This is a genomic window from Roseateles chitinivorans, from assembly GCF_002761755.1.
Lineage (GTDB): Bacteria > Pseudomonadota > Gammaproteobacteria > Burkholderiales > Burkholderiaceae_C > Roseateles > Roseateles chitinivorans.
This window is the reverse complement of sequence record NZ_PEOG01000035.1, coordinates 32855-56594: the sequence shown is the minus strand read 5'-3', so window position 1 is coordinate 56594 and position 23740 is coordinate 32855. Positions and strand designations below refer to the sequence as shown.

Genomic DNA, 23740 nt, shown 5'->3' with positions numbered 1-23740 from the left:
AAGCATTGCAGCCGGCGCGACGCGGAGCGGATCGAAGAGCGCGAGCCCGGTGGCGTGGCGGCGCGCTTCCTCGACGGCGGCCAGCCGAGCCTGGAGGCGCAACTGTGCAACCTCGCCGACGAGGTCGTTCAGCGCCGGCCGGCCGTGGCATCGGCACCGCGTAGCAATGCATGAAGACCGGCTTGCCGGCGGACGGCCCCTGGTCGCGCTCGACGGTGCGGGCGCTGCTCGATGGCGAGCGCCCCGGCCGCGCGCTGTCGGGCAGCGCGACGACGATCGGCCTCATCGCCACCGACGCGCGCCTGACCAAACCCCAGGCGACCAAGCTCGCCCAGATCGCCCATGACGGCCTGGCCCGCGCGATCCAGCCGGTGCACACGGTGATGGACGGGGACGTGCTGTTCGCGCTCGCGACCGGCACGGCGCAGGTCGACGGCGACATGACGCTGCTCGGCGCGGTGGCGGCCGAGGTGGTGGCCCGGGCGGTGGTGGACGCGGTGCGCTCGACCTGACCGATCCGCCCCGCCGGACCCGACCGACGCGGCGAGTCGGCCGGATCGGCGGCGGCCGTCCCGCCGCCGCGGCGACAATCCCGCCCCATGAGTTCGACTTCCCCCTCCCCCGCCAAGGCCGCCAAGCCGGTCGCCATCGCGCAGATCCTCTTCAGCCAAGGCTTCGGCACTCGCCGCCACTGCGCGGCGCTGGTCGAGCACGGGCTGGTGTCGGTTGCCGGCGAGGTGGTCGAGGACCCGCGGCAGACCTTCGACACCACCGGCCTGGTCTTCGAGGTCGAAGGCCAGGTCTGGCCGTATCACGAGAAGGCGCTGATCCTGCTGCACAAGCCGGCGGGCTATGAATGCTCGCGCAAGCCCAGCCACCATCCGAGCGTGTTCTCGCTGCTGCCCGAGCCGCTGCGTAACCGCGACATCCAGCCGGTGGGCCGGCTCGACGAGGACACCACCGGCCTGCTGCTGCTGACCGACGACGGCCCGCTGCAGCACAAGCTGACCAGCCCCAAGTACCACGTGCCCAAGCTGTACCAGGCCACTTGCAAGGCCGAGCTGGACGAGCTGCAACTGCGCCGCCTGGTCGAGGGCGTGCTGCTGGAGGAGCGCAATCCCAAGCTGGCCGAAGAGCCGGTGCGGGCCGTGTCGGCCGAGCGGCTGCCCGACGGCCGCCTGCAGATGGCGCTCACCGAGGGCCGCTACCACCAGGCCAAGCGCATGGTCGCGGCGGTCGGCAACCGGGTGCTGGCACTGCATCGCCAGCGCATCGGCGCGCTGGAGCTGCCGGCCGAGTTGCCTTGCGGCGGCTGGATCTGGCTCGACGATCGTCAGCGCGACCTGGCGATGAGCGATCCGACTTCGACGCCGGACAGCTCGTCCGCCCGATCGGGCGGCACGCCCGCCTGAACCGCCCCGTGGCCGCCGGATCGTGGCGGACCGCACCGGGTCTTGTTGGACCGCACCGGATGGGCGTCAGGCGCCCGTCGACGCCGCGCCCTCGCGCGAAGGCCGGACGGTCCCCGGGAAGTCCCCGAGCCCGAGCGGCCACGACCTTCGGTAGAAACGCGCCACCTGGACGCCGCCTGCGAAGCGGCGCCACCGATCTGAAGGGCGGACGGCCGGAATCCTCGACGGCCGGGTCGTATGGGAGTGTCTGAAATCGAACATCTCGGGGATCCTGGCGCCGCCAGCGTGGCGATGCAGGTGCGGGCGGAACGCCTGACCAGCCTGCAGGCGCGCGTGGCGATGCCGGCCTGCGTCGGCGGGCTGTTCAGCCTGCTGCCGGTGGCGCTGCTGTGGTCGCACCTGCCGGCCGTGGACCTGCTGGGCTGGCTCGCGGCGCGCTGGGGCATCTCGGCCTGGCGTGCCCTGGAAGCGCGGCGCTTCCTGCGCCTCCCGCTGGCGGAGCGCGCCTCGTCGCGCCGGGAGCAGCGCTACCTCGTCGGCCTGGGCCTGGACGGCCTGGCCTGGGGCGTGATCGGCGCCCTCTTCGCCACCCCCAACCTGCCCGAGATCGACGGCGCGGTCATGACCACCCTGGTCGGCCTGGTCGCCTTCACCATGGTGTCGCTGGGCCACTGGGCGCGCGGGCAGGCGCTGTTCGCCTCGCTGGTGATCGCGCCGCTGGCGATCCGCCTGGCGCTGCAGGGCGGCACGACCGGTTGGCTCAGCGCCGGCGGTCTGACGATGTTCTGGTTGCTGACGGTGCTCGAGTCGCGCCGCATCGAGGCGCGCACGCTGGAACTGCTGCGGCTGCGCTTCGAGCAGGCCCGGCTGGCCGAGCAGCGCCGCCTCGCGCTGGATGCGGCGGAGGAAACCAGCAGCAGCAAGAGCCGCTTCGTCGCGGTGATGAGCCATGAGATCCGCACGCCGCTGAACGGCATCATCGGCATGACCCAGTTGCTGGAGCGCGGCGAGCTCAGCCCGCAGCAGCGCGAGCAGGTGGAGATCGTGCGCCGTTCCGGCCGCCACCTGCTGACGCTGGTGAACGACATCCTGGACCTGGCGCGCATCGAGTCGGGCAAGCTGGTCGTCGAGGCCCGCCCCTTCGACCTGCGCGAGGTGGCCGGGGACGTCGGCCGCCTGCTGGGTGAGACGGCGCGCGCCAAGGGCCTGGACTTCTCGATGACCATCGCGCCACAGCTGCCGGCCCGTGCGATGGGCGATGCCTCGCGCATCCAGCAGGTGCTGCACAACCTGGTCGGCAACGCGATCAAGTTCACCGATCACGGCAGCGTCGAGGTCGAGGTCTCGTCGGTGCTGGACATGCGCGCGGGCACGCTGCTGCGCTTCGCCGTCAAGGACACCGGCGACGGCATCCCGGCGGACCAGCTCGAGCGCATCTTCGCCCCGTTCGAGCAGGCCGGCCGCGCCGACGACCCGCGCGCGCGCCGGGATGGCGCGGGACTCGGGTTGACGATCTCGCGCGAACTGGCCCGCGCGATGGGCGGCGACCTGCGCTGCGCGTCGGCGCCGGGCCAGGGCTCGGTGTTCGAGTTCACCCTGCCGCTGCTGGCCTGCGCCGTCGAGATGCCGGCGCCGCCCTCGAGCGCCGCCCCCCACTCCACCTCCACCTCCGCCTCCACCTCCACCTCCGCCTCCGCCTCCGCCTCCGCCTCCGCCTCCACCTCCGCCTCCACCTCGACCTCGACCTCGACCTCGACCTCGACCTCATCGGACCCGTCGAGCACATCGGCCACCGCGACCGCAACCCCGTTGCCGGCACTGGACGGCCGCGTGCTGCTGGTCGACGACAGCCCGGTCAACCTGCTGGTCGCCACGACCATGCTGGAGCGCTGCGGCCTGCGGGTGGTGCCGGCGGAACACGGCCGCGAGGCGCTCGAGCAGTTGCGCGCGCAGCGCTTCGACCTCGTGCTGATGGACTGCCAGATGCCGGAGCTCGACGGCTACGCGGCCACCGTCGCCTGGCGCCAGGAGGAAGCGCGTCGGCTGCTGCCCCGTACGCCGGTGGTCGCGCTGACCGCCAGCGCCGTCGACGACGACCGGGCACGCTGCCTGGCCAGCGGCATGGACGGCTACCTGGTCAAGCCGTTCGAGATGGAGGAGCTGCTGGCTGTCGTCACCCAGCATCTGTGCGGCCCGGCGGCCCCGACGCCCCCGGCGGCAGATAATCCCGCCCCATGCACGTCTTCCGAGGCTTCCACCATCCCGGCGTCGCGGCGCACAGCGCGCTGACGATCGGCAACTTCGACGGTGTCCACCGCGGCCATCAGGCCATGCTGGCGCTGCTGCTGTCCGAGGCCCGCCACCGCGGCCTGCCGACTTGCGTGCTGACCTTCGAGCCGCATCCACGCGACTTCTTCGCCAGGAAACTCGGCAAGCCCGAACTGGCGCCGGCGCGCATCGCCACGCTGCGCGACAAGCTGCAGGAACTCGAGCGCTGCGGCGTGGACCAGGTGGTGGTGCTGCGCTTCGACGAGGCGCTGGCCTCGCTGCCGGCGCAGGACTTCATCCAGCAGGTGCTGATCAACGGCCTGGGCGCGAAGTACGTGCTCGTCGGCGACGATTTCCGCTTCGGCGCCAAGCGCCAGGGCGACTACGCGACCCTGGACGCCGCGGGGCAGCGACTGGGCTTCGACGTCGCCCGGATGATGAGCTACGAGGTGCACGGTCTGCGGGTGTCGAGCTCGGCCGTGCGCGAGGCGCTGGCCGCCGGCGACATGGACGGCGCGGCGCGGCTGCTGGGCCGGCCGTATGCGATCTCCGGCCATGTGATCCATGGCCAGAAGCTGGGTCGCCAACTGGCCGAGACCGCGCCGGGCCGCGGCGACGGCTTCCGCACGCTGAACCTGCGCTTCGACCACGACAAGCCGGCCGCGCACGGCATCTTCGCGGTGCGGGTGCATGGCATCGACGGCGACGAGGGCATGACGCTGGACGGCGTCGCCTCGCTGGGCGTGCGCCCCACGGTGGAGGATGCCGGGCGGGTGCTGCTGGAAGTCCACGCGCTGGACTGGCCGGCGAAACTGGCCGCCCGCCTGGGGGCCGCGGAGGCCTACGGTAAACTCGTGCGCGTGGAACTCCTCCAAAAACTGCGCGATGAAGCCCGTTTCGACGGGCTTGATTCGTTGACGGCCGCGATCCATGAGGACGTCCGTCAGGCGCGCGAGTTCTTCGCGCAACAGGCGGGCCCCCATGCCGCCGTCCGCCGCCAGACCACCCGCGACCGAATTTGACGGGCTGACCGCCCTCCCCCCGCGTTCAGCCGGCGCGCGGCGTCCCACGCCCCCGCGCCCTCCTCCTCGTTCCTCGCTGCCCCACGATGCCTGGGGCCGCCCTCTTCGATTGCCGCTGCCATGACCGACACGTCCAAGCCCGACACGTCCAAGCCTGATTACCGCTCGACGCTCAACCTGCCCGACACCGCGTTCCCGATGCGCGGCGACCTGCCCAAGCGCGAGCCGGGCTGGGTCAAGGAATGGGAAGACCAGGGCATCTATCAGCGCCTGCGCGTGGCGCGCCAGGGCAAGCCCAAGTTCGTGCTGCACGACGGCCCGCCCTACGCCAACGGCCAGATCCACATGGGCCACGCGGTCAACAAGATCCTCAAGGACATGATCGTCAAGGCGCGCCAGCTCGAGGGCTTCGACGCCGCCTACATCCCGGGCTGGGACTGCCACGGCCTGCCGATCGAGAACCAGATCGAGAAGACCTTCGGCCGCGGCCTGCCGCGCGACGAGGTGCAGGCCAGGAGCCGCGCCTACGCCGGCGAGCAGATCGACCAGCAGCGCGCCGACTTCAAGCGCCTGGGCGTGCTGGGCGACTGGGACCGCCCCTATCGCACGATGGACTTCAAGAACGAGGCCGGCGAGATCCGCGTCCTCAAGCGCCTGTTCGAGCGCGGCTTCGTCTACCGCGGCCTGAAGCCGGTGTACTGGTGCTTCGACTGCGGCTCGTCGCTGGCCGAGTTCGAGATCGAGTACGCCGACAAGCAGTCCCCCGCCGTCGACGTCGCCTTCCTGAGCGCCGAGCCCGATAAGCTGGCCGCCGCCTTCGGCCTGCCCAAGCTGGACAAGGACGCCTTCACCGTCATCTGGACCACGACCCCGTGGACCATCCCGGCCAACCAGGCGCTCAACCTGAATCCGGAGCTGCCGTATGCGCTGGTCGACACCGAGCGCGGCTACTTCGTCGTCGCCGAGGCGCTGGTCGAGAAGTGCCTGGCCCGCTGGGGGATCGAGGGACGCGTCGTTGCGACCGCCGCCGGTCGCAACCTGGAGCTGCTGAAGTTCAAGCATCCGCTGGCGCATGTGCATCCGGGTTTCGACCGCGAGAGCCCCGTGTACCTGGCCGACTACGCCACCGCCGACGACGGCACCGGCGTGGTCCACTCGGCGCCGGCCTACGGCGTGGACGACTTCAACTCGTGCATGGCGCACGGGATGGCGTTCAAGGACATCAAGAACCCGGTGCAGGGCAACGGCGTCTATGAAGCCGAGCTGCCGCTGTTCGGCGGCCAGCACATCTGGAAGGCCAACCCGGTGATCGCGCAGGCGCTCGCCGATGCCGGACGCCTGATGGCGCAGAGCAAGATCAGCCACAGCTATCCGCACTGCTGGCGCCACAAGAGCCCGGTGATCTATCGCGCCGCGGCGCAGTGGTTCGTGCGCATGGATGAGGGCGACGGCGTGTTCACCGTCGACAAGGCCGAGAAGACGCTGCGCCAGCTGGCGCTGGACGCGATCGAGCAGACCAGCTTCTATCCGGAGAACGGCCGCTCCCGCCTGCACGACATGATCGCCGGCCGGCCCGACTGGTGCATCTCGCGCCAGCGCAGCTGGGGCGTGCCGCTGCCGATCTTCCTGCACAAGGACAGCGGCCAGCCGCATCCGAAGACGCTCGAGTTCATCGAGCGTGCCGCTCAGCTGGTCGAAGCCGGCGGCATCGAGGCCTGGTCCAAGCTGGATCCGGCCGAGTGGCTGGGCGCAGAAGCCGAGCAGTACTCGAAGGGCCAGGACATCCTGGACGTGTGGTTCGATTCCGGCTCGACCTTCCAGCATGTGCTCAAGGGCTCCCATGCCGGCGCGGCGCACGACACCGGCCCCGAGGCCGACCTGTATCTGGAAGGCCATGACCAGCACCGCGGCTGGTTCCACTCGTCGCTGCTGATCTCCTGCGCGCTCAACGGTCGCGCGCCCTACAAGGGCCTGCTGACCCATGGCTTCACCGTGGACAGCCAGGGCCGCAAGATGAGCAAGTCGCTGGGCAACGGCGTCGATCCGCAGGAGACCAGCAAGTCGCTGGGCGCGGAGATCATCCGGCTGTGGGTGGCGGCGTCGGATTACTCGGGCGACATCGCCGGCGACAAGAAGATCCTGGATCGCGTCGTCGACGGCTACCGCCGCATCCGAAATACGCTGCGCTTCCTGCTGGCCAACACCTCGGACTTCGACCCGACCCGGGACGCGGTGCCGATGGACCAGCTGCTCGAGGCCGACCGCTATGCGCTGGCGCGCGCCGCGCAGTTCCAGGAGGAGATCCTGGCGCATTACCAGCGCTACGAGTTCCACCCGGTCGTGGCCAAGCTGCAGGTGTACTGCTCGGAAGACCTGGGCGCCTTCTACCTGGACGTGCTGAAGGACCGCCTGTACACGAGCGCGCCGAAGTCGGCCGCGCGGCGCTCGGCCCAGACCGCGCTGTGGCACATCACCCACGCGATGCTGCGCTGGATGGCGCCGTTCCTGAGCTTCACCGCCGAGGAGGCCTGGAAGGTCTTCGCCGGCAAGCAGGCCGGCGACACGATCTTCACCGAGACCTTCTGGTCCTTCGGCGTCGCGCACGACGACGGCCTGATCGACAAGTGGAACCGCATCCACGAGATCCGGGATGCGGTGAACAAGGCGATCGAGGCGGTGCGCACGACCGGCGCGATCGGCTCGTCGTTGCAGGCGGAAATCGCGCTGGGCGTGAACGGCGAGGACCTGGCGCTGCTGAGCAGCCTGGGCGACGACCTGAAGTTCGTGCTGATCACCTCGGCCGCGAACGCGGTGCTGGCCGATGAACTGAGCATCTCGGTGACGCCGTCGACGCACCAGAAGTGCGAGCGCTGCTGGCACTACCGCGCGGACGTCGGCATCAATCCCGAGCATCCGACGATCTGCGGCCGCTGCGAGAGCAACCTCTACGGCGACGGCGAGACCCGCATGGTGGCCTGAGCCCCGGCGCATCGACGACAAGGCCGCCGCGCCCTCCGGGCCGGCGGCCTTTCTCATGGACGTGTGAGGGTGCGAGCGGCGCGGGTGATCTCGCGTGATCTTGCAGGATCGGCGCAGGACCGGCGCGGGATCAGAACGTGTCGATGTTCAAGTCCACGCCGATCAGCTCCCGACGTGCGCCGCCGGGTCCGCCGCGCGCCTCGAGGAACACCCGCCCGCGATAGAGGCCCGCGGGCAGGCCGGGGTTGTCGCCCTCGACGAACTGCAGGCTCACGCCCGGCAGCCGGCGCCCTTCGCAATCGACCGTCGCCGCCAACGGCATCGGCGCGCAGGCCGTGGAACCCGCCGGCCGCCGGAACGCGCGCAGGACGACGGTCCGATCCCGACTCTCCAGCACATCCCTCACCGTCGCGACGACACGGCTGAAGGAGGACACGCCGCCGGTGACCGCGCCGTCGCCGCGCGCGCGCGGCTGCACCGCCAGCGCGACACGCACCGGCGAGCCGTCCTGCGGGGCCAGGAGCGCCGCGAGGTCCGGCGTCTCATACCCACGGGCCGCCGTGACGGTGCCCGCGACCAGATGCCCGATCCGCAGCCGCAGCGGGAAGCGTTCGCGATAACGCCCGTCGCGCGTGCCGACCGCCTCGATCTCGATCTGGCCGACATAGCTCCCCCGCATCAGGCCGGGGTTGTCCTCCGCATGGAAGGACACCGTCAGTCGGGCGCTCCGCCGCTCGCCGCACGTGGTGTCGTCCTCCATCCGCGAGGCCCAGCCGCAACCGGTCTCGCGCTGGCCGCGCAGACGGATCTCGACCCGGTGCCGCGTCAGCTCGTCCTCGACGACCGCCTGGATGACGCTGTAGCCCGAAGCGCCGGAGGCGGTGGGCTCGGCAGGTCCGGTGCCGCCGGCCTGCGCCGGCACGAGATAGACCACCGAGCCGCTCGAGACGTCTTCCGCGTGATCGCGGGAGACGAACGGGACGCCCGCCAGGACGCTGAGGCGATCACCGAGGGTCCGCGCGCCGGGAAACACGCCCTTCACCCATTGGACGAGCGCCGCGGTGCGCGGGCCCTCCGAGCCGCGCCAGCGCTTGTCGCGGGCGCTCGCCGTGGCGACGACATGCCAGTAGCCCCAGCGAGCCTGCCAGAAGGCGCCGCCGCTGTCGCCGGAGGTCAGCGAGAACCAGCGATCGGTCTGGCCGGTCGGTTGATAGTCGACGGTGAACCGCTGCCGCGCGCGGCCGGTCGCACGGCCGGGCGATCGCGCCCAGAGGCGCCCTGCGCGGTCGATCGACCGGGTGCCGACATGCCAGGCGCCATAGCCGACGAACTCGGTGGGCGCGCCTTCGGGACGGGCGCTGGCGGTCGAGTCGTCGTCGAGGTCGTCGAGCAGCGGTGGCGCTTCCGACACCAGCGGGCGGGCCGTCCGGCGCGGCAGCCGCAGGATCGCCAGATCGCTGTCGCTCTCGCTGGCATCCTGCTCGGCCGCGCCGCCGTCCTGCGGCGGTCGCGGCATCGGGATGAAGGCCAGGCCCCGCCCTTCATGCTTCGACAGGAGACGGCTGCTCAGCGTCACCGGGCCCAGCGACCGGGCCCAGGGAGCGCTTCGGAAATCGCTGGCCACGCAATGCGCGGCGGTCATGACGTAGGCATGCTGCTCGTCGTCGCCCAGCCAGGTGGCGGTGCAATTGCGGTCAGTGCCGGGGAAGCCCAGTTGACCGACGTTGCGGAACCGGGGCCGAAGGCTCTCGGGCTCCAGCCTGGCCTGGACCAGGTGCATGGAAGACAGCGGTTCGTCAAGCCGACCACCGAGGGCCTCGAACCGCTGTTCATTGATGCCGATGGCGAGGGCGCTGGTGGCCGCCACGGCCGTGGCGATCGCGATCGCCACGCGTTTGATCCGGTATTTCATCGTCGCTGCCTGTGCTCTTGGAGACAGGCAGCGATCGTGTTGAGGGACCCTCTAAAGCGGGATCGCTAGTGGCGGTGGTAGCGACCCGGACACTGACCTCGTTGAATGGGGGTGGCAGTCAATCTTTGCTAGTCAACCCTCGCATCCAGACCAAACCGTCAGAAGTTCCACACGCGACATCGCCCCGACGCGGCCGGTACTCGCAGCCGATCCAGCCCTCCCAGCCCGTGGCCGCCGAGATCTCGTCGATCGCCCCCAGCACGCTGCGCCAGTCCAGCGATCCCTCGTCCGGCTCATGCCGGCCCGGCACGCCAGCGATCTGGCAATGCGCGACACGGCCGGTCGGCAGCCAGCGCCTCACCTGGGCAACGACATCCCCCTCGACACGCGCACAGTGATACAGGTCCATCTGGACCCTCAAATGCGCCGAACCGATGCGCTCGACGATCGCATGCGCCTCCTCCTGGCGCTGCAGCAGGTAGCCGGGCATGTCGTACGGGTTGATCGGCTCGATCATCAGCGTCACGCCCGCGCGAGCCCCCTGCTCCGCCGCCCAGCACAGAGCCGCCTCGTAACGCGCGATCGCGGCATCGCGCGATGCCCCCGCCGGCAACACACCCGCCAGGACGTGCAGCCGCGGCGAACCCACATGGCAGGCGTAATCCAGGCCTCGTTCGATCGAATCGCGGAACTCGTCGTCACGCCCCGCCAGCGAGGCCAGGCCACGCTCGCCCGCCGACCAGTCGCCCGGCGGAGCATTGATCAGCACCACCTTCACACCCGCCTCGTCAGCGCGCGCACGCAACTCGGCAGCGGGCACGTCGTACGGGAAGAGACACTCCACGGCAGCAAAGCCGTCGCGGGCAGCAGACTGGAAACGATCCAGGAAAGGGGCGTCCTGGTACAGGAAACCGAGGTTGGCAGCGAATCGAAGCATGCGGCGTAGTGTCACCGAGCCCGCGCAAGACTGCCCGAGGCCGGCGGCGGAGCCCGCTTTTGGCGCTCAACTCGCTTTGCTCACCTGCGGTTCGCGACGCTCGGACAGAACGCGCCTGGTCAGTCCTGGAAGCGGGCTCCGCCGCCGGCCTCGGGCAGTCTTGCGCCCCCTCCACGAGGAACGGCCCCGCAGGGCCGTTCGTTCAGGTGGTGGGCGGGTCAGCAGCAGCGACCGGTGCGGGCGTTGTAGCGAGCCTCCTGGCGCTCGAGGAAGAAGGCCTCGTAGCTCAGGGGCTCGTCGTCCGGATGCGTGCGGGCCATGTGCGCCAGATACGCGCCGTAGTCCGCGCCAATCAGTTGCTGGCGCACACCACGGGCCATGTAGCGGCCCGCCTGCAGCAGGTCCGACGCAGCAGACAGCGCCGCCTGCGCTGCCTCCGCGGCCACCTGCTTAAGCATGGCCGCCCGCCGTCACGCCCTCGGGCATGCGCTCGAACGGGGTCTCGTGCACCGTGGGCTTGCGCTCGGCGCGCGCCTTCAGCACCGCCTTCACGCTGTACACCAGCACGCTGATCACGACGAACATGAACAGCCCGCACAGCGCCGCATCCAGGCGGTCATTGAAGATCACCCGCTCCATCGCCTCCAGGCTCTTGGCCGGCGCCAGCACCTTGCCAGCCGCCAGCGAGTCGGCGTACTTTGAGGCATGCGCCAGGAAGCCCACCTTCGGGTCGGCGCTGAAGATCTTCTGCCAGCCCGCCGTCATCGTGCACACCAGCAGCCAGGCCGCCGGCACGATCGTGGTCCAGGCGTAGCGGTCCTTCTTCATCTTGAACAGCACCACCGTGCCCAGCAGCAGCGCTACGGCGGCCAGCATCTGGTTGGCGATGCCGAACAGCGGCCACAAGGTGTTGATGCCACCCAGCGGATCGACCACGCCCTGGTACAGGAAGTAGCCCCAGGCCGCCACGCACAGGCCGGTCGCGATCAGGTTGGCCGGCAGCGACTCGGTGCGCTTGAGCGCCGGCACGAAGGTGCCCAGCAGGTCCTGCAGCATGAAGCGGCCGGCACGGGTGCCCGCGTCGACGGCGGTCAGGATGAACAGCGCCTCGAACAGGATGGCGAAGTGGTACCAGAAGGCCATCATCGCCTTGCCGCCCACCACCTGGTGCAGGATGTGCGCCATGCCCACCGCCAGGGTCGGGGCGCCGCCGGCGCGCGCCAGGATGGTGTTCTCGCCGACATCCTTGGCGGTCTGCACCAGCATGTCCGGCGTGATCACGAAGCCCCAGGTGGACAGCGTCGCCGCCACCGTCTCCGGCGTGCTGCCGACCAGCGCGGCCGGGCTGTTCATCGCGAAGTAGACGCCCGGCTCGATGCACGAGGCCGCCACCAGCGCCATCACCGCGACGAAGGACTCGGCCAGCATGCCGCCGTAGCCGATGAAGCGCGCGTTGACCTCGTTGTCCAGCATCTTGGGCGTGGTGCCCGAGCTGATCAGCGCATGGAAGCCCGAGACCGCGCCGCAGGCGATCGTGATGAACAGGAAGGGGAACAGGTTGCCGGACCACACCGGGCCGTTGCCGGCCGCGAACTGGGTGAACGACGGCATCTGCATCGGCGGAGCGACGACCACGATGCCGATCGCCAGCGCGATGATCGTGCCGATCTTCAGGAAGGTGGACAGGTAGTCGCGCGGCGCCAGCAGCAGCCACACCGGGATGCAGGCGGCCACGAAGCCGTAGCCGATCAGCATCCACGTCAGCACCTTGCCGTCGTAGGTGAACATCGGCGCCCAGGTCGGGCTCTCATGCACCCACTGGCCGCCGACGATCGCCAGCATCAGCAGCACGAAGCCGATGATGGACACCTCGCCGATGCGACCCGGACGGATGAAGCGCAGGTACACGCCCATGAACAGCGCGACCGGGATCGTCGCCGCGACGGTGAAGGTGCCCCAGGGCGAGTGCGCCAGTGCCTTCACCACGATCAGCGCCAGCACCGCCAGGATGATGATCATGATCATGAACGCGCCGAACAGCGCGATCACGCCGGGCACCGTGCCCATCTCCTGCTTGACGAGGTCGCCCAGCGAGCGGCCGTCGCGGCGGGTGGAGATGAACAGCACGATGAAGTCCTGCACCGCGCCGGCGAAGATCACGCCGGCCAGGATCCAGAGCAGGCCCGGCAGGTAGCCCATCTGCGCCGCGAGCACCGGACCGACCAGCGGACCGGCGCCGGCGATGGCGGCGAAGTGGTGGCCGTACAGGACGTACTTGTGGGTCGGGACGAAGTCCAGGCCGTCGTTGTGCTTCCAGGCCGGCGTCTGGCGGGTGGGGTCCAGGCCCAGCACCTTGGTCGCCAGGAAAAGGCTGTAGTAGCGGTAGCCGATGAGGTACACGCAGATCGCGGCGACGACGACCCACAGGGCGCTCACCGCTTCTCCGTTGGCGAGCGCCACGGTGGCCAGGGCGAACGCCCCGAGGATGGCCACGCCCGCCCAGGCGAGGTGGCGACTCAAGTTCGACATCGATGTCTCCTTATCTGGCGCGCACCGATGGACGAATGGGGCCTGGGCACGCGGGCTTTGTTTGCCGCGGCAGTTTCCATTCCCGTGCGATTCCCCACATCCGTCGACCGGACTAGCCCACCGGCGTAGGACCGCTTAAGTGGAAACCCTCAGCGGCGCGGAGGCCGCCCCGTGGGGCGAGGCGCGCCCGGCCTGTTCAGGCGGTCAGACCTCGTCGCGGTGCGGGCCGCGGGCGTGCTCCACCGCGTAGCGGATCAGCTCGGCCTGGCCTTCCAGCTCGAGCTTGCGCTTGATGTTCTGGCGATGCGTCTCGACGGTCCTCACGGACAGGTCGAGCGCCTTGGCGATCTGCTTGCTCGATTCGCCGCGGCCGAGCGCGGAGAGGATCTCGCTCTCGCGCGGCGACAGGATGGGCCGCGGCTGCTGGCTGCGAAACATCCGCTTGGACACGCCCGGGCTGAGGAAGGTGCCGCCGGCCGCGACCGCGTCGATGGCGGCGACGATCTCGCCGGCCGGCGCGTCCTTGAGCACGTAGCCGCGGGCGCCGGCCTGCAGCGCGCGCTGCACGTACTCGGGGTTGTCGTACATGCTGTACATCAGCACGCGCAACTCGGGCGCACGCTCCAGCATCGTCTGCGCCAGCTGGATGCCGTTGTGCCCCTTCAGGCCGACGTCCAGCAGCACGACCTCCGGCTGCGTGGCGATCAGCATCATCATCGCCTCCTCCGCATTGCCGGCCTCGCCGACGACCAGGTAGCGAGGCTCGCCCTGCAGGCGCGAGCGCACGCCCTCGCGCACCAGCGGATGGTCGTCGACCAGCAGGAGGCGCACCGGCGTGGAGGTGCCGGGGGCGGAGGGGCGCTCGGGACTCATGGGGCGGGATTGTCGCGCGCCAGCCGCCGGATCGCCGCGGCGCTCACCAGCGCCTCGATCTGGGTGCCGTGTCCCGGACTGGTCTGCAGCTCCAGCGCACCGCCGACCGAGGCCATCCGCTCGCGCATGTTGCGCAAGCCGATGCCCAGCCGCGGATCGGCGCGCTCGGCCGCCTCGGGATCGAAGCCGGCACCGTCGTCGAGCACCCGCAGCAGGACACCGCCGGGCTCGCCGCGTGGATCGTCGGGCGCGAACTCGAGCGCCATCTCGACCCGCGCCGCGCCCGCGTGCTTGGCCACGTTCGTCAGCGCCTCCTGCGCGACACGGAACAGCACCGTGTTGAGCAGCTCCGGCAGTTCGCGGGGCGCCCCGGCCACGCGCATCGAGACCGGCACCGCGCCGCCCTCGTCGAATTCGCGCGCCAGGTGCTCGAGCGCGGCCGGCAGGCCGAGCGTGTCGAGCAGCGCCGGCCGCAGCCGGTGCGACAGGCCGCGGACCTCGGTCAGGCTGGCATTCAGCCGCTCCAGCGCGCGTGGCAGCAGCGCGGTCGAGTCCGCCTGCTGCGCCGATTCGATCAGCAGCTTGGTCGACACCAGCGTCTGGCTGACGCCGTCATGCAACTCGCGCGAGAGGTGGGCCCGCTCCTCCTCCTGCGAGCGCACCACCTCGTGCGCCAGCGCGCGCAGCTTGGCCTCGGACTGGCGGTGTTCGCTGAGGTTGAGCGCCAGCGCGCAGGCGCTGATCAGCACGACGCCGAACAGCGCGATCGCCGCGATGCCCCACATCGTGCGCGCGATGTTGGCCTGCGCCTCGCGGTCGAGCTGTTCCAGCGTCGCGCGGATGCCGTCCAGGTAGAGCCCGGTGCCCAGCATCCAGTTCCAGCGCTGCATCGCCACGACATAGCCGAGCTTGGGCGCGCGCTCGCCGGTGGACGGCTTGCGCCATTCGTAGTCGACATAGCCGCCGCCGGCCTTGGCCTGCGCGATCAGTTGCTGGATGGTCGGCCGCCCCTGCGCGTCGCGCAGGCCCCAGAGATCGCGCCCGACCAGTTCCGGCTGCCGCGAATGCATCAGCACCCGGCCCTGCAGGTCGTAGACGAAGAAATAGCCGTCCTCGCCGTAGTCCAGCGCGGACAGCAGCCGCAGCGCCTCGCGCTTGTCGCGCTCGACGTCCGCGTCGCTGGTCCGGGCGGCCAGCGCGGGCGAGCGCTCGTACAGCGGCTGCAGCGTGCTCACGGCCAGCTCGACGTAATGGCGCAGTTCGTCCCGGCGTGCGTCCATGTAGGCGCGCTGCACGGCCGCATGCTCGCGCTCGAGCAGTTCCCGCTCCTGCTGGCGCACCGCCACCGCGATCAGCAGCAGCGAGGCGACCAGCGGCAGCAGCGCCAGCAGCAGGATCTTCAGGCGGAGTCTCATCGGGTCCTCTTCGGGCCCGCACTGTAGCCGCACGGTGCGCCCGTGGCGGACGCTACAGTTGCGGGTTTCGCGCCCGCGCCTTCCCTACCCGCAGCAGCCATGGCCACCAAGTCCCCGTCCTCGTCGAACAACCGCCTGATCCAGTGGCTGGCCATCGCCCTGCTGGTGATCGTGGCCGATCAGTTCACCAAGGTCCTGATCCTGCACAGCTTCCAGTACGGGGACAGCCACTACGTCCTGCCCTTCTTCAACCTGGTGCGCGTCCACAACACCGGCGCGGCCTTCAGCTTCCTGGCGGGCGCCTCGGGCTGGCAGCGCTGGTTCTTCGTCGGCCTGGGCGTGGCCGCCACGATCTTCATCATCTGGATGCTGCGCCGGCACGGCCACCAGACCCAGTTCGCCTGGGCCCTGAGCCTGATCCTCGGCGGCGCAGTGGGCAACATCGTCGACCGGCTGCTGCACGGCTATGTCGTCGACTTCATCCAGCTGCACTGGGCCGGCTGGTACTACCCGTCGTTCAACATCGCCGACAGCGCCATCACCGTCGGCGCCGTCCTGCTGATCTGGGACGAGCTGCGCCGCGTCAAGCGCGGCTGATCCGCACGCCGCGCCCCTGCATCCGAGGGTTCCTCCGGAGAAACGAGGCTGGCGCTGCGGCGACCGCCTGCGTAGCCTAGTACCCATCGAGGGCCGCGCCACGCATGCGCGGCTCGGAGGGACTCCACCGGGCGACATCGGCCCGCCATCCGGCGAGCGCGACGGCAGTGCGCGCGCGTCCGCCGGCGCGACGCGGCCGGGCCGCGCACGCGTGGCGGCGGGCGCTCTTCACGCACGGGCGCGGGGCCGCGCACGGCCGCGCGGGGGACGTGACGAAGTGGACATCGCGACCATGGACAGGACACGGCCGGCGGCGACAATCCGCTGCGACCAAACGTAACCAGAACAGGGCCTCGCCCCCATGCTCGACTTCTCCTGCCTGACCCACTATGACTGGCTCGATGTGCCCATGTGGGTCTACGACCAGGAGCGTCAGCGCAACCTGTGGGCCAATGCCGCGGCGCTGGCCTTCTGGCGGGCGGACAGCGCCGAGGAGTTCCTCTCCCGCGACCTCAGCGACATGAGCCCCTCGGTGGCCGAGCGGCTGGCCGTGACCGCCGCCGACCACACCCAGGGCAAGCTGGTGCGCGAGCAGTGGACGCTCTATCCCAAGGGCCAGCCCACCACGGTGATGCTGGTCTCCCGCGGCATCCGCACCCCCGACAAGCGTCAGGTGATGCTGTTCGCGGCCGATTCGCTGGTCAGCGGCGTCGACAAGAGCCTGCTGCGCGGCGTCGAGGCGCTGCAGCACACCTCGGTGCGCATCGCCGTGTTCTCGCTGCGCGACGGCAGCGTGCTGATGCGCAACCCGGCCGCGGCGATGTGCTTCAACGGGCTGCGCAAGACCATCGGCGCGACCGACTTCAGCGCCATCTTCCCCGAGCCCGACCTGGCGCGCCGCATCGTCGCCCAGGTGCGCGGCGGCCAGACCTTCGGCGCCGAGCTGGAGATCAACACCGCCAATGGCCGCCGCTGGCATGCGGTCGACGCCCGACCGATGCGCGACCCCGTCAGCGGCGAGGTGGTGCTGCAACTCAACGCCCGCGACATCGGCGACTTCAAGGCGACCCAGGCGCAGCTCGAGGCCGCGCGCGAAGCCGCCGAGGCGGCCAGCCAGGCCAAGAGTTCCTTCCTGGCCAACATGAGCCACGAGATCCGCACGCCGATGAACGGCGTGCTGGGCCTGACCGAACTGGTGCTGCAGACCGAGCTCAACGAGCGCCAGCGCAAGTTCATCGAGCTGGCCCACAGCTCGGCCAAGGGCCTGATGGTCATCATCAACGACCTGCTGGACATCGCGAAGATCGAGGCCGGCCGGGTGATCATCGACCAGGCGCCGTTCAGCCTGCACGACTGCCTGCGCGAGGCGCTGCATCCGCTGCTGCTGCAGGCGCACGAGAAGGGCCTGCAACTGCATGCGCGGGTGCAGCCCGGCGTGCCTCAGCACCTGCTGGGCGATGCGCTGCGGCTGCGCCAGATCCTGGTGAACCTCGTCGGCAACGCGCTCAAGTTCACCGAGAAGGGCGAGGTGCGTGTCGACATCCAGCGCATCGATGCCGACGAGCCGCTCCACGCCGGCCCGCTGCGGCTGCGCATCGCGGTGCACGACACCGGCATCGGCATGACGCGCGAGCAGATCGCGCAGATCTTCAGCCCGTTCACCCAGGCCGACGGCAGCATCACCCGCCGCTACGGGGGCACCGGCCTGGGCCTGACCATCGTCAAGCGCCTGGTCGAGCTGATGGGCGGCGAGGTGCAGGTGGAAAGCCAGCCCGGTGCTGGCTCCTGCTTCAGCTTCGAGGTCAAGGTCTCGCAGCCGCTCGTGCTGGATGAGGTGCTGCGCACCGAGACGGTGGACGTCGACGTGCACGAGACGACCGCCGGAGCGCTGGACGACGAGGCCGCCACCGACTTCGGCGCGGACACCGTGCCGGCGGAACTCGACGAACTGCCGCCGCCGCGTCGCGTGGTCAGCGACGCCGGGGCGCCGCAGGCGCGCCGGGAGACACGGGTGGAAACGCGGACGGACGCTCGGGACGAGCACAGCGCCAACGAGGCGCTGCTGGACGCGGAGACGGTGGCCGCCGACCTCGACGGCCCGATCGCCCCCTCCGGTTCAAACCAGCAGCACGCCTGAGCCGGTCGTCGTGCGAGCCTCCAGCTCGCGATGGGCGCGCTGGACCTCATCGAACGGATAGCGCTGCTCGACCTCGATGCGCACCGCGCCGCGCTCGACGGCGGCGAACAGGTCGCCAGCGATCGCCTGCGTGGTCTCGAGCGAATCGAGGTGCACGAACAGCGAGGGCCGCGTCAGGTACAGGCCCTTGGCCGACAGCGCGCCCAGCGCCACCGGCGGGACCACGCCCGACGCATTGCCGAAGCTCACCATCAGCCCGAACGGCCGCAGGCTGGCCAGCGAGCCTTCCCAGGTCGAGGCACCGACCGAGTCGTAGACGACCTTCACGCCCCGGCCGCCGGTGATCTCCTTGACCCGCTCGGCGAAGTTCTCGGTCGAGTAGTTGATCGCGAACTCGGCGCCATGGTCGAGCGCCAGCCGGCACTTGGCGTCGCTGCCGGCGGTGGCGATCAGCCGCAGCCCCAGCGCCTTGGCCCATTGGCAGGCGATCAATCCGACGCCGCCCGCCGCCGCGTGGAAGAGCACATGGTCGCCCGGCTGCAGCCCGCCCTGCGGCAGCGTGCGGCGCAGCAGGTACTGCACCGTCATGCCCTTGAGCATCATCGCGGCGCCCTGCTCGAAGCTGAGGAAGTCCGGCAGCTTCACGACGCACCGGGCCGGCATCACGCGCGCGGTCGCGTAGGCGCCGATCGGCTGGCTCGCATAGGCGGCGCGATCGCCGGGTCGCAGGTGCGTGACGCCCTCGCCCACCGCCTCGACGATGCCGGCGCCCTCCATGCCCAGGCCGGTCGGCAGGGGCAGCGGATAGACGCCGCTGCGATGGTAGATGTCGATGTAGTTCAGGCCGCAGGCGGCATGGCGGATGCGGATCTCGCCCGGGCCGGGGTCACCGACCTGGACCGGCTCGATCGTCAGGACCTCCGGTCCACCAGCTTGCGAGATGCGCACGGCTCTGTCGCTCATCGGGGTTCTCCTCATGGGGGGATGTCGCTCGCGCGTCGCCCGACGCGTCGATTGCGGCTATCGTGCCAGCCTCCCGACCGACGCGCACCGCCGCGATGAGCTTGACCCCACGCCTGGCCCTGATGCTGACGCTGCCCCCGCTGCTGTGGGCCGGCAACGCCGTGGTCGGGCGCTCGGTCGGCCCGCTGGTGCCGCCGCTGCTGCTCAACGCGATGCGCTGGACGCTGGCCTTCGCACTGCTGCTGCTGATCGCCCGTCCGGCACGGGCGCTGCTGCAAGACCTGGCCCCGCTGCGAGCACGCTGGGGCTACTTCGCGCTGACCGGGCTGCTGGGCATGGGCTGCTACAACGCGCTGCAGTACCAGGCGCTGCACAGCTCCACCGCGCTCAACGTGACGCTGATCGCCGCCAGCCTGCCGGTGTGGATGCTGGCGGTCGGCGCACTGCTCTATCGCGTCTGGCCGACACGACGTCAGCTCGCCGGCGCGCTGCTGTCGCTGGCCGGCGTGGCGCTGGTGATCTCGCGCGGACATCTGGAGCGCCTGGCGCAGGTGCAGTTCGTGCGGGGCGACCTGCTGATGCTGCTGGCCGTGCTGAGCTGGGCCTTCTACAGCTGGCTGCTGGCGCGACCGCCCGCCCACATGCAGCGCGAGCGCCGGCCCGATTGGGACTGGTCCGCGCTGCTGATGGCGCAGATGCTGTTCGGCCTGGTCTTCGGCTGGGCCTCGGCCGGCGCCGAGCAGGCCATCGGCGTGCCGCCGGTGCAGTGGGGCTGGCCGATGGTCGCGGCACTGGTCTACGTGGCGGTGGGGCCGTCGCTGATCGCCTACCGCTGCTGGGGCCTGGGAGTCGCGCAAGCGGGGCCGACGCTGGCCGCCTTCTTCGGCAACCTGACGCCGGTGTTCGCGGCGCTGATGTCGGCGGCGCTGCTGGGCGAATGGCCGGCCTGGTTCCACGGCGCGGCCTTCGCGCTGATCGCGGCGGGGATCGTGGTGTCCTCGGGCCGCGGCGGGGCCGGCAAGCTCACCGCGCCAGCGGCACCCACACCCCGTTGAGCACCAGCCCGCGCGGGGCGCCGGGCCCGGCGGATACGCGCGGCTCGATGTCGATGACCTCGGCGACAGCCGGCGACCGATCGCGCGCCGTGCCGGGCGCCACGCGCATCACGCGCTGGATGCGCTCGACGCGCTCCACGCGCTCGATGCATTCGACGATCTCGATCCGTTCGGAGGCCATGGGGCGAATTCTTCGCGCCCGGCCCGATCAGTTCGATCCCTCTTCAAGTCTTCAAAGCAGCATCCACCGACTCATTGAGGTCGACGACTAGCAATATCTGGCTAGTCGCCGCCGCCTCAGAAGGTGCCCGGATAGGCGCCGCCATCCAGCAGGATGTTCTGCCCGGTCAGGTAGCCGGCGTGGGCCGAGCACATCAGCGCGCAGATCGCGCCGAATTCCGCGGCGCTGCCGAAGCGCTGCGCCGGGATGGTGCTCATGCGCTTGGCGCGGACGTCGTCCACGGGCTGACCGGACTTCTGCGCCCCGGCGGCCATCGTCTTCTGCAGGCGTTCGGTATCGAAGGCGCCGGGCAGCAGGTTGTTGATCGTGACGTTGCGGCCGGCGATGCGCGGCTGGCGCGCGATGCCCGCGACGAAGCCGGTCAGGCCGGAGCGCGCGCCGTTGGACAACCCCAGCACGTCGATCGGCGCCTTCACCGCGCCGGACGTGATGTTGACGATGCGGCCGAAGCCGCGATCGGCCATCTGGTCGACCGTCGCCTTGATCAGCGCGATCGGCGTCAGCATGTTGGCGTCGAGCGCGGCGAGCCACTGCTCGCGCTCCCAGTCGCGGAAATCGCCAGGCGGCGGCCCCCCGGCATTGTTGATGAGGATGTCGACGCGCGGCGCGGCGGCCAGCGCGGCGGCGCGGCCGGCCTCGGTGGCGATGTCGCCCGCGACGGCCAGGACCTGCACGGCCGGGTTGATCGCGCGCAGCCGCGCGGCCTGCGCCTGCAGCGCCTCCTCGCCGCGCGCGGTGATCACCACGTTCACGCCTTCAGCGGCCAGCGCCTCGGCGCAGCCCGCGCCCAGGCCCTTCGAGGCCGCGCACACCAGGGCCCACTTGCCCGAGAGTCCCAAGTCCATGTCGATCTCCGTTGCTTGATTCGTCGGTCCTCGCGGGCAGACTTGCGCACTGCCATCGCCGCCGACCGTCACCCTGCCCTCTCCCGCTGGCGGGAGAAGCGCTCATCCCTTCAGCGGCGCTGGCGCGCCAGCAGCCACACGCCGCCCAGCACCAGCACCGTGCCCGCGACGACCCAGCCGGTGAGCGGCTCGTCGAGGATGAGCACGCCCATCAGTATCGTGGACATGGGCCCCACCATGCCGGTCTGCGCCGCGACACCCGCCCCCAGGCGCTCGATGGCCATCATCACCATCAGCACCGGCGCGAAGGTGCAGGCCAGCGCATTCAGCGCCGACAGCCACCACACCGCCGGCGCCAGTTCCGCCAGGCCCGACACCGGCCGCGTCAGCAGGAACTGCGCGATGCACAGGCCGCAGGCGACCGAGGTGGCCAGGCCGGTAAGCCGCATGGCACCCAGGCGCTGGACCCACTCCCCGCTGTAGACCAGGTAGAGCGCGTAGGACACCGCGCTGCCGAAGACCAGCGCGCCGCCGAGCCACACGTTGGCGCCGGCGACCTGGAGTTCGTGCCCGAAGACCAGCAGCACGCCGGCGTAGCTGACGGCCAGTGCGCCCGCCTGGCGCAGCGTCACGCGGCGACCGAACATCGCCCACGAGAGCAGCAGCACGAGGGTCGGGTTGAGGTAGAGGATGAGGCGCTCGAAGCTGGCGGTGACGTAGGCCAGGCCGGCGAAGTCCAGGAAGCTCGCGAGGTAGTAGCCGCTGAAGCCGAGGCCCAGCACGGCGAGCTTCTCGCGGCCGGTCAGCGCGGGTTTGCCCCGACCGGCCCACCACGCGAGCGCGAGGAACAGCGGCAAGGCCAGCAGCATGCGCAGCATCAGCAGCGTGATCGCGTCGACGCCATGGCGGTAGGCCAGCTTCACGATGATGGCCTTGCCGGAGAAGCCGATCGCGCCGCCGACGGCCAGCATCAGCCCCGGCAACGGCACGCGCGCGCCGTGGGCATCGGGGCGGGCGATCGAGGTCGCCGGTGAAGGACTGCTCATGGCGAGCGATTCTAGGAATCGCGACCGGCGCCGCTTTCGCGAAGGGGCAATGCACGATTGCTCCGCGTCCGTGTCCGGGCCGCCCCTCGCCCTTCACCCTCGCACTGCGCCCCGCGCCCTCACCCTTCGCCCTTTCGCCCATTCGCTCTTTCGCCTTCTCACCATTTGCACCTTGCATCCGTTCGCACTGGAAGCCACGGACGCCGGGCCCTCGCCAGGCCGGCGCGCTCGTGTCCCCTGCCCTGTCCCCTCCCGCGTGAATAGTTGTCCCGCGCACTGCGCGCGTGCGGCGGCGCGCTCAAGTCCTGCCCCCTTGCGCCGATGACCGGAAGCGCCTGCCGCCATCGAGCGGCGGGCGCCGTGGGGATGGCAACGACAAGGGGCCGCGCGCCGACGGGCGCGACAAGGTCCCGGACCTGAGAGGGACCCTGCATGAGATACACCGAAAGCATCGCCGCCAGCGCGCAGGCGCTGCGTGCCGCCTTGCCGCTGATGTCGAGGCAGCGCGCGGCACTGCACCCGGTCACCTATGCCGTCTGGTACGAGCATGTGACCGCGATGAACGGCGCGTTGAGCCGCGAACTGATGAGCCTGACGCAGGACGGCGCCACGCTGGACGAGCCGCAGACCTGGGCGCTCTACCGCCGGCACATTGCCGAGCTGGACGAGCAGATGGCCGCGACGCTGGCGCAGGACGTCGGCGACGTGCTGCGGGGCGTCTCGGACTGCACCGATCAGGCCGGTCAGCAGGTGCAGCACTATGCGCACGCGTTGCAGGACTGGGAGCGCGCGCTGCGCTCTGCCGCGCCGGGCCAGCATGTGGCGGTGCTGGCCGCCGCGCTGCAGGGCACGCGGGACATGCGCCACGCGGTCGACAGCCTGATGAACCGCCTGGAGGCAAGCCGGCAGGAAGTGGCCACGCTGCGCCAGGAAGTCCATCGCGCCCGCAGCGAGGCGCTGCTGGATCCGCTGACCGGGCTGAGCAACCGCCGCGGCTTCGACCGCGCCCTGGCCGACTGCCTGCGCAGCCCCGAGGCCGGCACGCCGACCGCGCCCTGCCTGCTGCTGGGCGACCTCGACGACTTCGCCGCCTTGCGGGAGCGCCTCGGCCAGCAGCGTCTGGACGAGGCGCTGCGCCAGGTCGCCAGCACGGTGCGCAGCATCGCGCAGAGCCACCACCTGGCCGCGCGCCTGGAGGACGACGAATTCGCGCTGCTGATCCCCGGCGCCGGCCTGCACGAGGCCTACACCCTGGCCGAGCAGCTGCGCCATGGCGTCGCCCAGCTGCAGGCGGACGCGGAGCGCCGCCTGAGCCTCTCGCTGGGCGTCACGCAGCTCGGCGGCGGCGAGACGGCGCGCGAGTTCCTCGGCCGCGCCGACCAGGCCTTGCGCGCATCTCGTGCACAAGGCCGCAACCGGGTCACCGTGCTGGCCGCGGATGAGCGTTTCGCCGCATGAGGCCGTCTCCCCCGGTGCGTATCATCGGCCGTCACAAGGGTGGGACAGAGG

19 protein-coding genes and 1 pseudogene are annotated in these 23740 nt (G+C 70.7%); 10 read left to right on the top strand and 10 right to left on the bottom strand.

Features of this window, described 5'->3' with window-relative positions:
- From CS062_RS14210 to ileS, 6 genes and pseudogenes are all read left to right on the top strand, one after another.
- A pseudogene (locus CS062_RS14210) lies at positions 1 to 165 on the top strand (deoxyguanosinetriphosphate triphosphohydrolase); the annotation flags it as partial.
- Positions 166 to 170: 5 nt separating this feature from the next.
- Positions 171 to 512 carry a P1 family peptidase gene (locus tag CS062_RS14205; RefSeq protein ID WP_099862269.1) on the top strand — a complete coding sequence of 114 codons (342 nt, stop codon included), beginning with the start codon at positions 171 to 173 and terminating at the stop codon, positions 510 to 512.
- 87 nt (positions 513 to 599) lie between these two features.
- On the top strand, positions 600 to 1412 hold the full coding sequence (locus CS062_RS14200; protein ID WP_099862268.1) for a pseudouridine synthase: 813 nt from the start codon (positions 600 to 602) through the stop codon (positions 1410 to 1412).
- A gap of 237 nt (positions 1413 to 1649) precedes the next feature.
- The gene (locus tag CS062_RS14195; RefSeq protein ID WP_143742348.1) at positions 1650 to 3701 is read left to right on the top strand and encodes an ATP-binding protein; all 2052 of its coding nucleotides are present in this window, start codon (positions 1650 to 1652) and stop codon (positions 3699 to 3701) included.
- The gene (locus tag CS062_RS14190) at positions 3647 to 4702 is read left to right on the top strand and encodes a bifunctional riboflavin kinase/FAD synthetase (protein ID WP_099862266.1); all 1056 of its coding nucleotides are present in this window, start codon (positions 3647 to 3649) and stop codon (positions 4700 to 4702) included. Before CS062_RS14195 ends, CS062_RS14190 begins: the two co-directional genes overlap by 55 nt.
- Before the next feature lie 120 nt (positions 4703 to 4822).
- On the top strand, positions 4823 to 7681 hold the full coding sequence (gene ileS / locus CS062_RS14185; RefSeq protein ID WP_099862265.1) for an isoleucine--tRNA ligase: 2859 nt from the start codon (positions 4823 to 4825) through the stop codon (positions 7679 to 7681).
- 130 nt (positions 7682 to 7811) lie between these two features.
- On the opposite strand, the gene CS062_RS14180 is transcribed toward ileS, so the two are convergent.
- The 6 genes from CS062_RS14180 to CS062_RS14155 form a co-directional block, all read right to left on the bottom strand.
- Complete coding sequence (locus CS062_RS14180) at positions 7812 to 9593, bottom strand: trypsin-like serine peptidase (RefSeq protein WP_099862264.1); 1782 nt, start codon at positions 9591 to 9593, stop codon at positions 7812 to 7814.
- 118 nt (positions 9594 to 9711) lie between these two features.
- On the bottom strand, positions 9712 to 10530 hold the full coding sequence (locus tag CS062_RS14175; protein WP_099862263.1) for a hydroxypyruvate isomerase family protein: 819 nt from the start codon (positions 10528 to 10530) through the stop codon (positions 9712 to 9714).
- Positions 10531 to 10748: 218 nt separating this feature from the next.
- The gene (locus CS062_RS14170) at positions 10749 to 10988 is read right to left on the bottom strand and encodes a YbdD/YjiX family protein (protein WP_099862262.1); all 240 of its coding nucleotides are present in this window, start codon (positions 10986 to 10988) and stop codon (positions 10749 to 10751) included.
- A complete protein-coding gene (locus CS062_RS14165) occupies positions 10981 to 13059 on the bottom strand; it encodes a carbon starvation CstA family protein (protein WP_099862261.1) in 2079 nt (692 codons plus the stop codon). The genes CS062_RS14170 and CS062_RS14165 overlap by 8 nt, the downstream gene beginning before the upstream one ends.
- Before the next feature lie 204 nt (positions 13060 to 13263).
- Positions 13264 to 13932, bottom strand: coding sequence for a response regulator (locus tag CS062_RS14160; RefSeq protein ID WP_099862260.1), 669 nt, complete (start codon positions 13930 to 13932; stop codon positions 13264 to 13266).
- Positions 13929 to 15347 (bottom strand): cache domain-containing protein, encoded by a 1419-nt coding sequence (locus tag CS062_RS14155; protein WP_099862259.1) that lies wholly within the window; start codon positions 15345 to 15347, stop codon positions 13929 to 13931. Before CS062_RS14155 ends, CS062_RS14160 begins: the two co-directional genes overlap by 4 nt.
- A gap of 99 nt (positions 15348 to 15446) precedes the next feature.
- Between CS062_RS14155 and lspA the strand changes: the two genes are divergently transcribed.
- Together lspA and CS062_RS14145 are read left to right on the top strand one after the other, a co-directional pair.
- A complete protein-coding gene (lspA, locus tag CS062_RS14150; RefSeq protein WP_099862258.1) occupies positions 15447 to 15944 on the top strand; it encodes a signal peptidase II in 498 nt (165 codons plus the stop codon).
- A gap of 361 nt (positions 15945 to 16305) precedes the next feature.
- Positions 16306 to 18081, top strand: coding sequence for an ATP-binding protein (locus tag CS062_RS14145; protein ID WP_099862257.1), 1776 nt, complete (start codon positions 16306 to 16308; stop codon positions 18079 to 18081).
- Here CS062_RS14145 and CS062_RS14140 read toward each other — a convergent pair.
- Positions 18061 to 19044, bottom strand: coding sequence for a quinone oxidoreductase family protein (locus CS062_RS14140; RefSeq protein ID WP_099862256.1), 984 nt, complete (start codon positions 19042 to 19044; stop codon positions 18061 to 18063). The two genes, CS062_RS14145 and CS062_RS14140, sit on opposite strands and share 21 nt — an antisense overlap.
- Before the next feature lie 95 nt (positions 19045 to 19139).
- Here CS062_RS14140 and CS062_RS14135 point away from each other — a divergent pair, with 95 nt between their 5' ends.
- Positions 19140 to 20099 carry a DMT family transporter gene (locus CS062_RS14135; protein WP_099862255.1) on the top strand — a complete coding sequence of 320 codons (960 nt, stop codon included), beginning with the start codon at positions 19140 to 19142 and terminating at the stop codon, positions 20097 to 20099.
- On the opposite strand, the gene CS062_RS14130 is transcribed toward CS062_RS14135, so the two are convergent.
- From CS062_RS14130 to CS062_RS14120, 3 genes are all read right to left on the bottom strand, one after another.
- The gene (locus CS062_RS14130) at positions 20068 to 20280 is read right to left on the bottom strand and encodes a hypothetical protein (RefSeq protein ID WP_099862254.1); all 213 of its coding nucleotides are present in this window, start codon (positions 20278 to 20280) and stop codon (positions 20068 to 20070) included. The two genes, CS062_RS14135 and CS062_RS14130, sit on opposite strands and share 32 nt — an antisense overlap.
- 116 nt (positions 20281 to 20396) lie before the next feature.
- On the bottom strand, positions 20397 to 21185 hold the full coding sequence (locus CS062_RS14125; RefSeq protein WP_099862253.1) for an SDR family oxidoreductase: 789 nt from the start codon (positions 21183 to 21185) through the stop codon (positions 20397 to 20399).
- A gap of 110 nt (positions 21186 to 21295) precedes the next feature.
- Positions 21296 to 22231, bottom strand: a complete 936-nt coding sequence (locus tag CS062_RS14120) for a DMT family transporter (RefSeq protein ID WP_099862252.1) — start codon at positions 22229 to 22231, stop codon at positions 21296 to 21298.
- Positions 22232 to 22663: 432 nt separating this feature from the next.
- On the opposite strand from CS062_RS14120, the gene CS062_RS14115 reads away from it, so the two are divergent.
- Complete coding sequence (locus tag CS062_RS14115; protein ID WP_099862251.1) at positions 22664 to 23689, top strand: GGDEF domain-containing protein; 1026 nt, start codon at positions 22664 to 22666, stop codon at positions 23687 to 23689.
- The last annotated feature ends 51 nt before the right edge of the window (positions 23690 to 23740 follow it).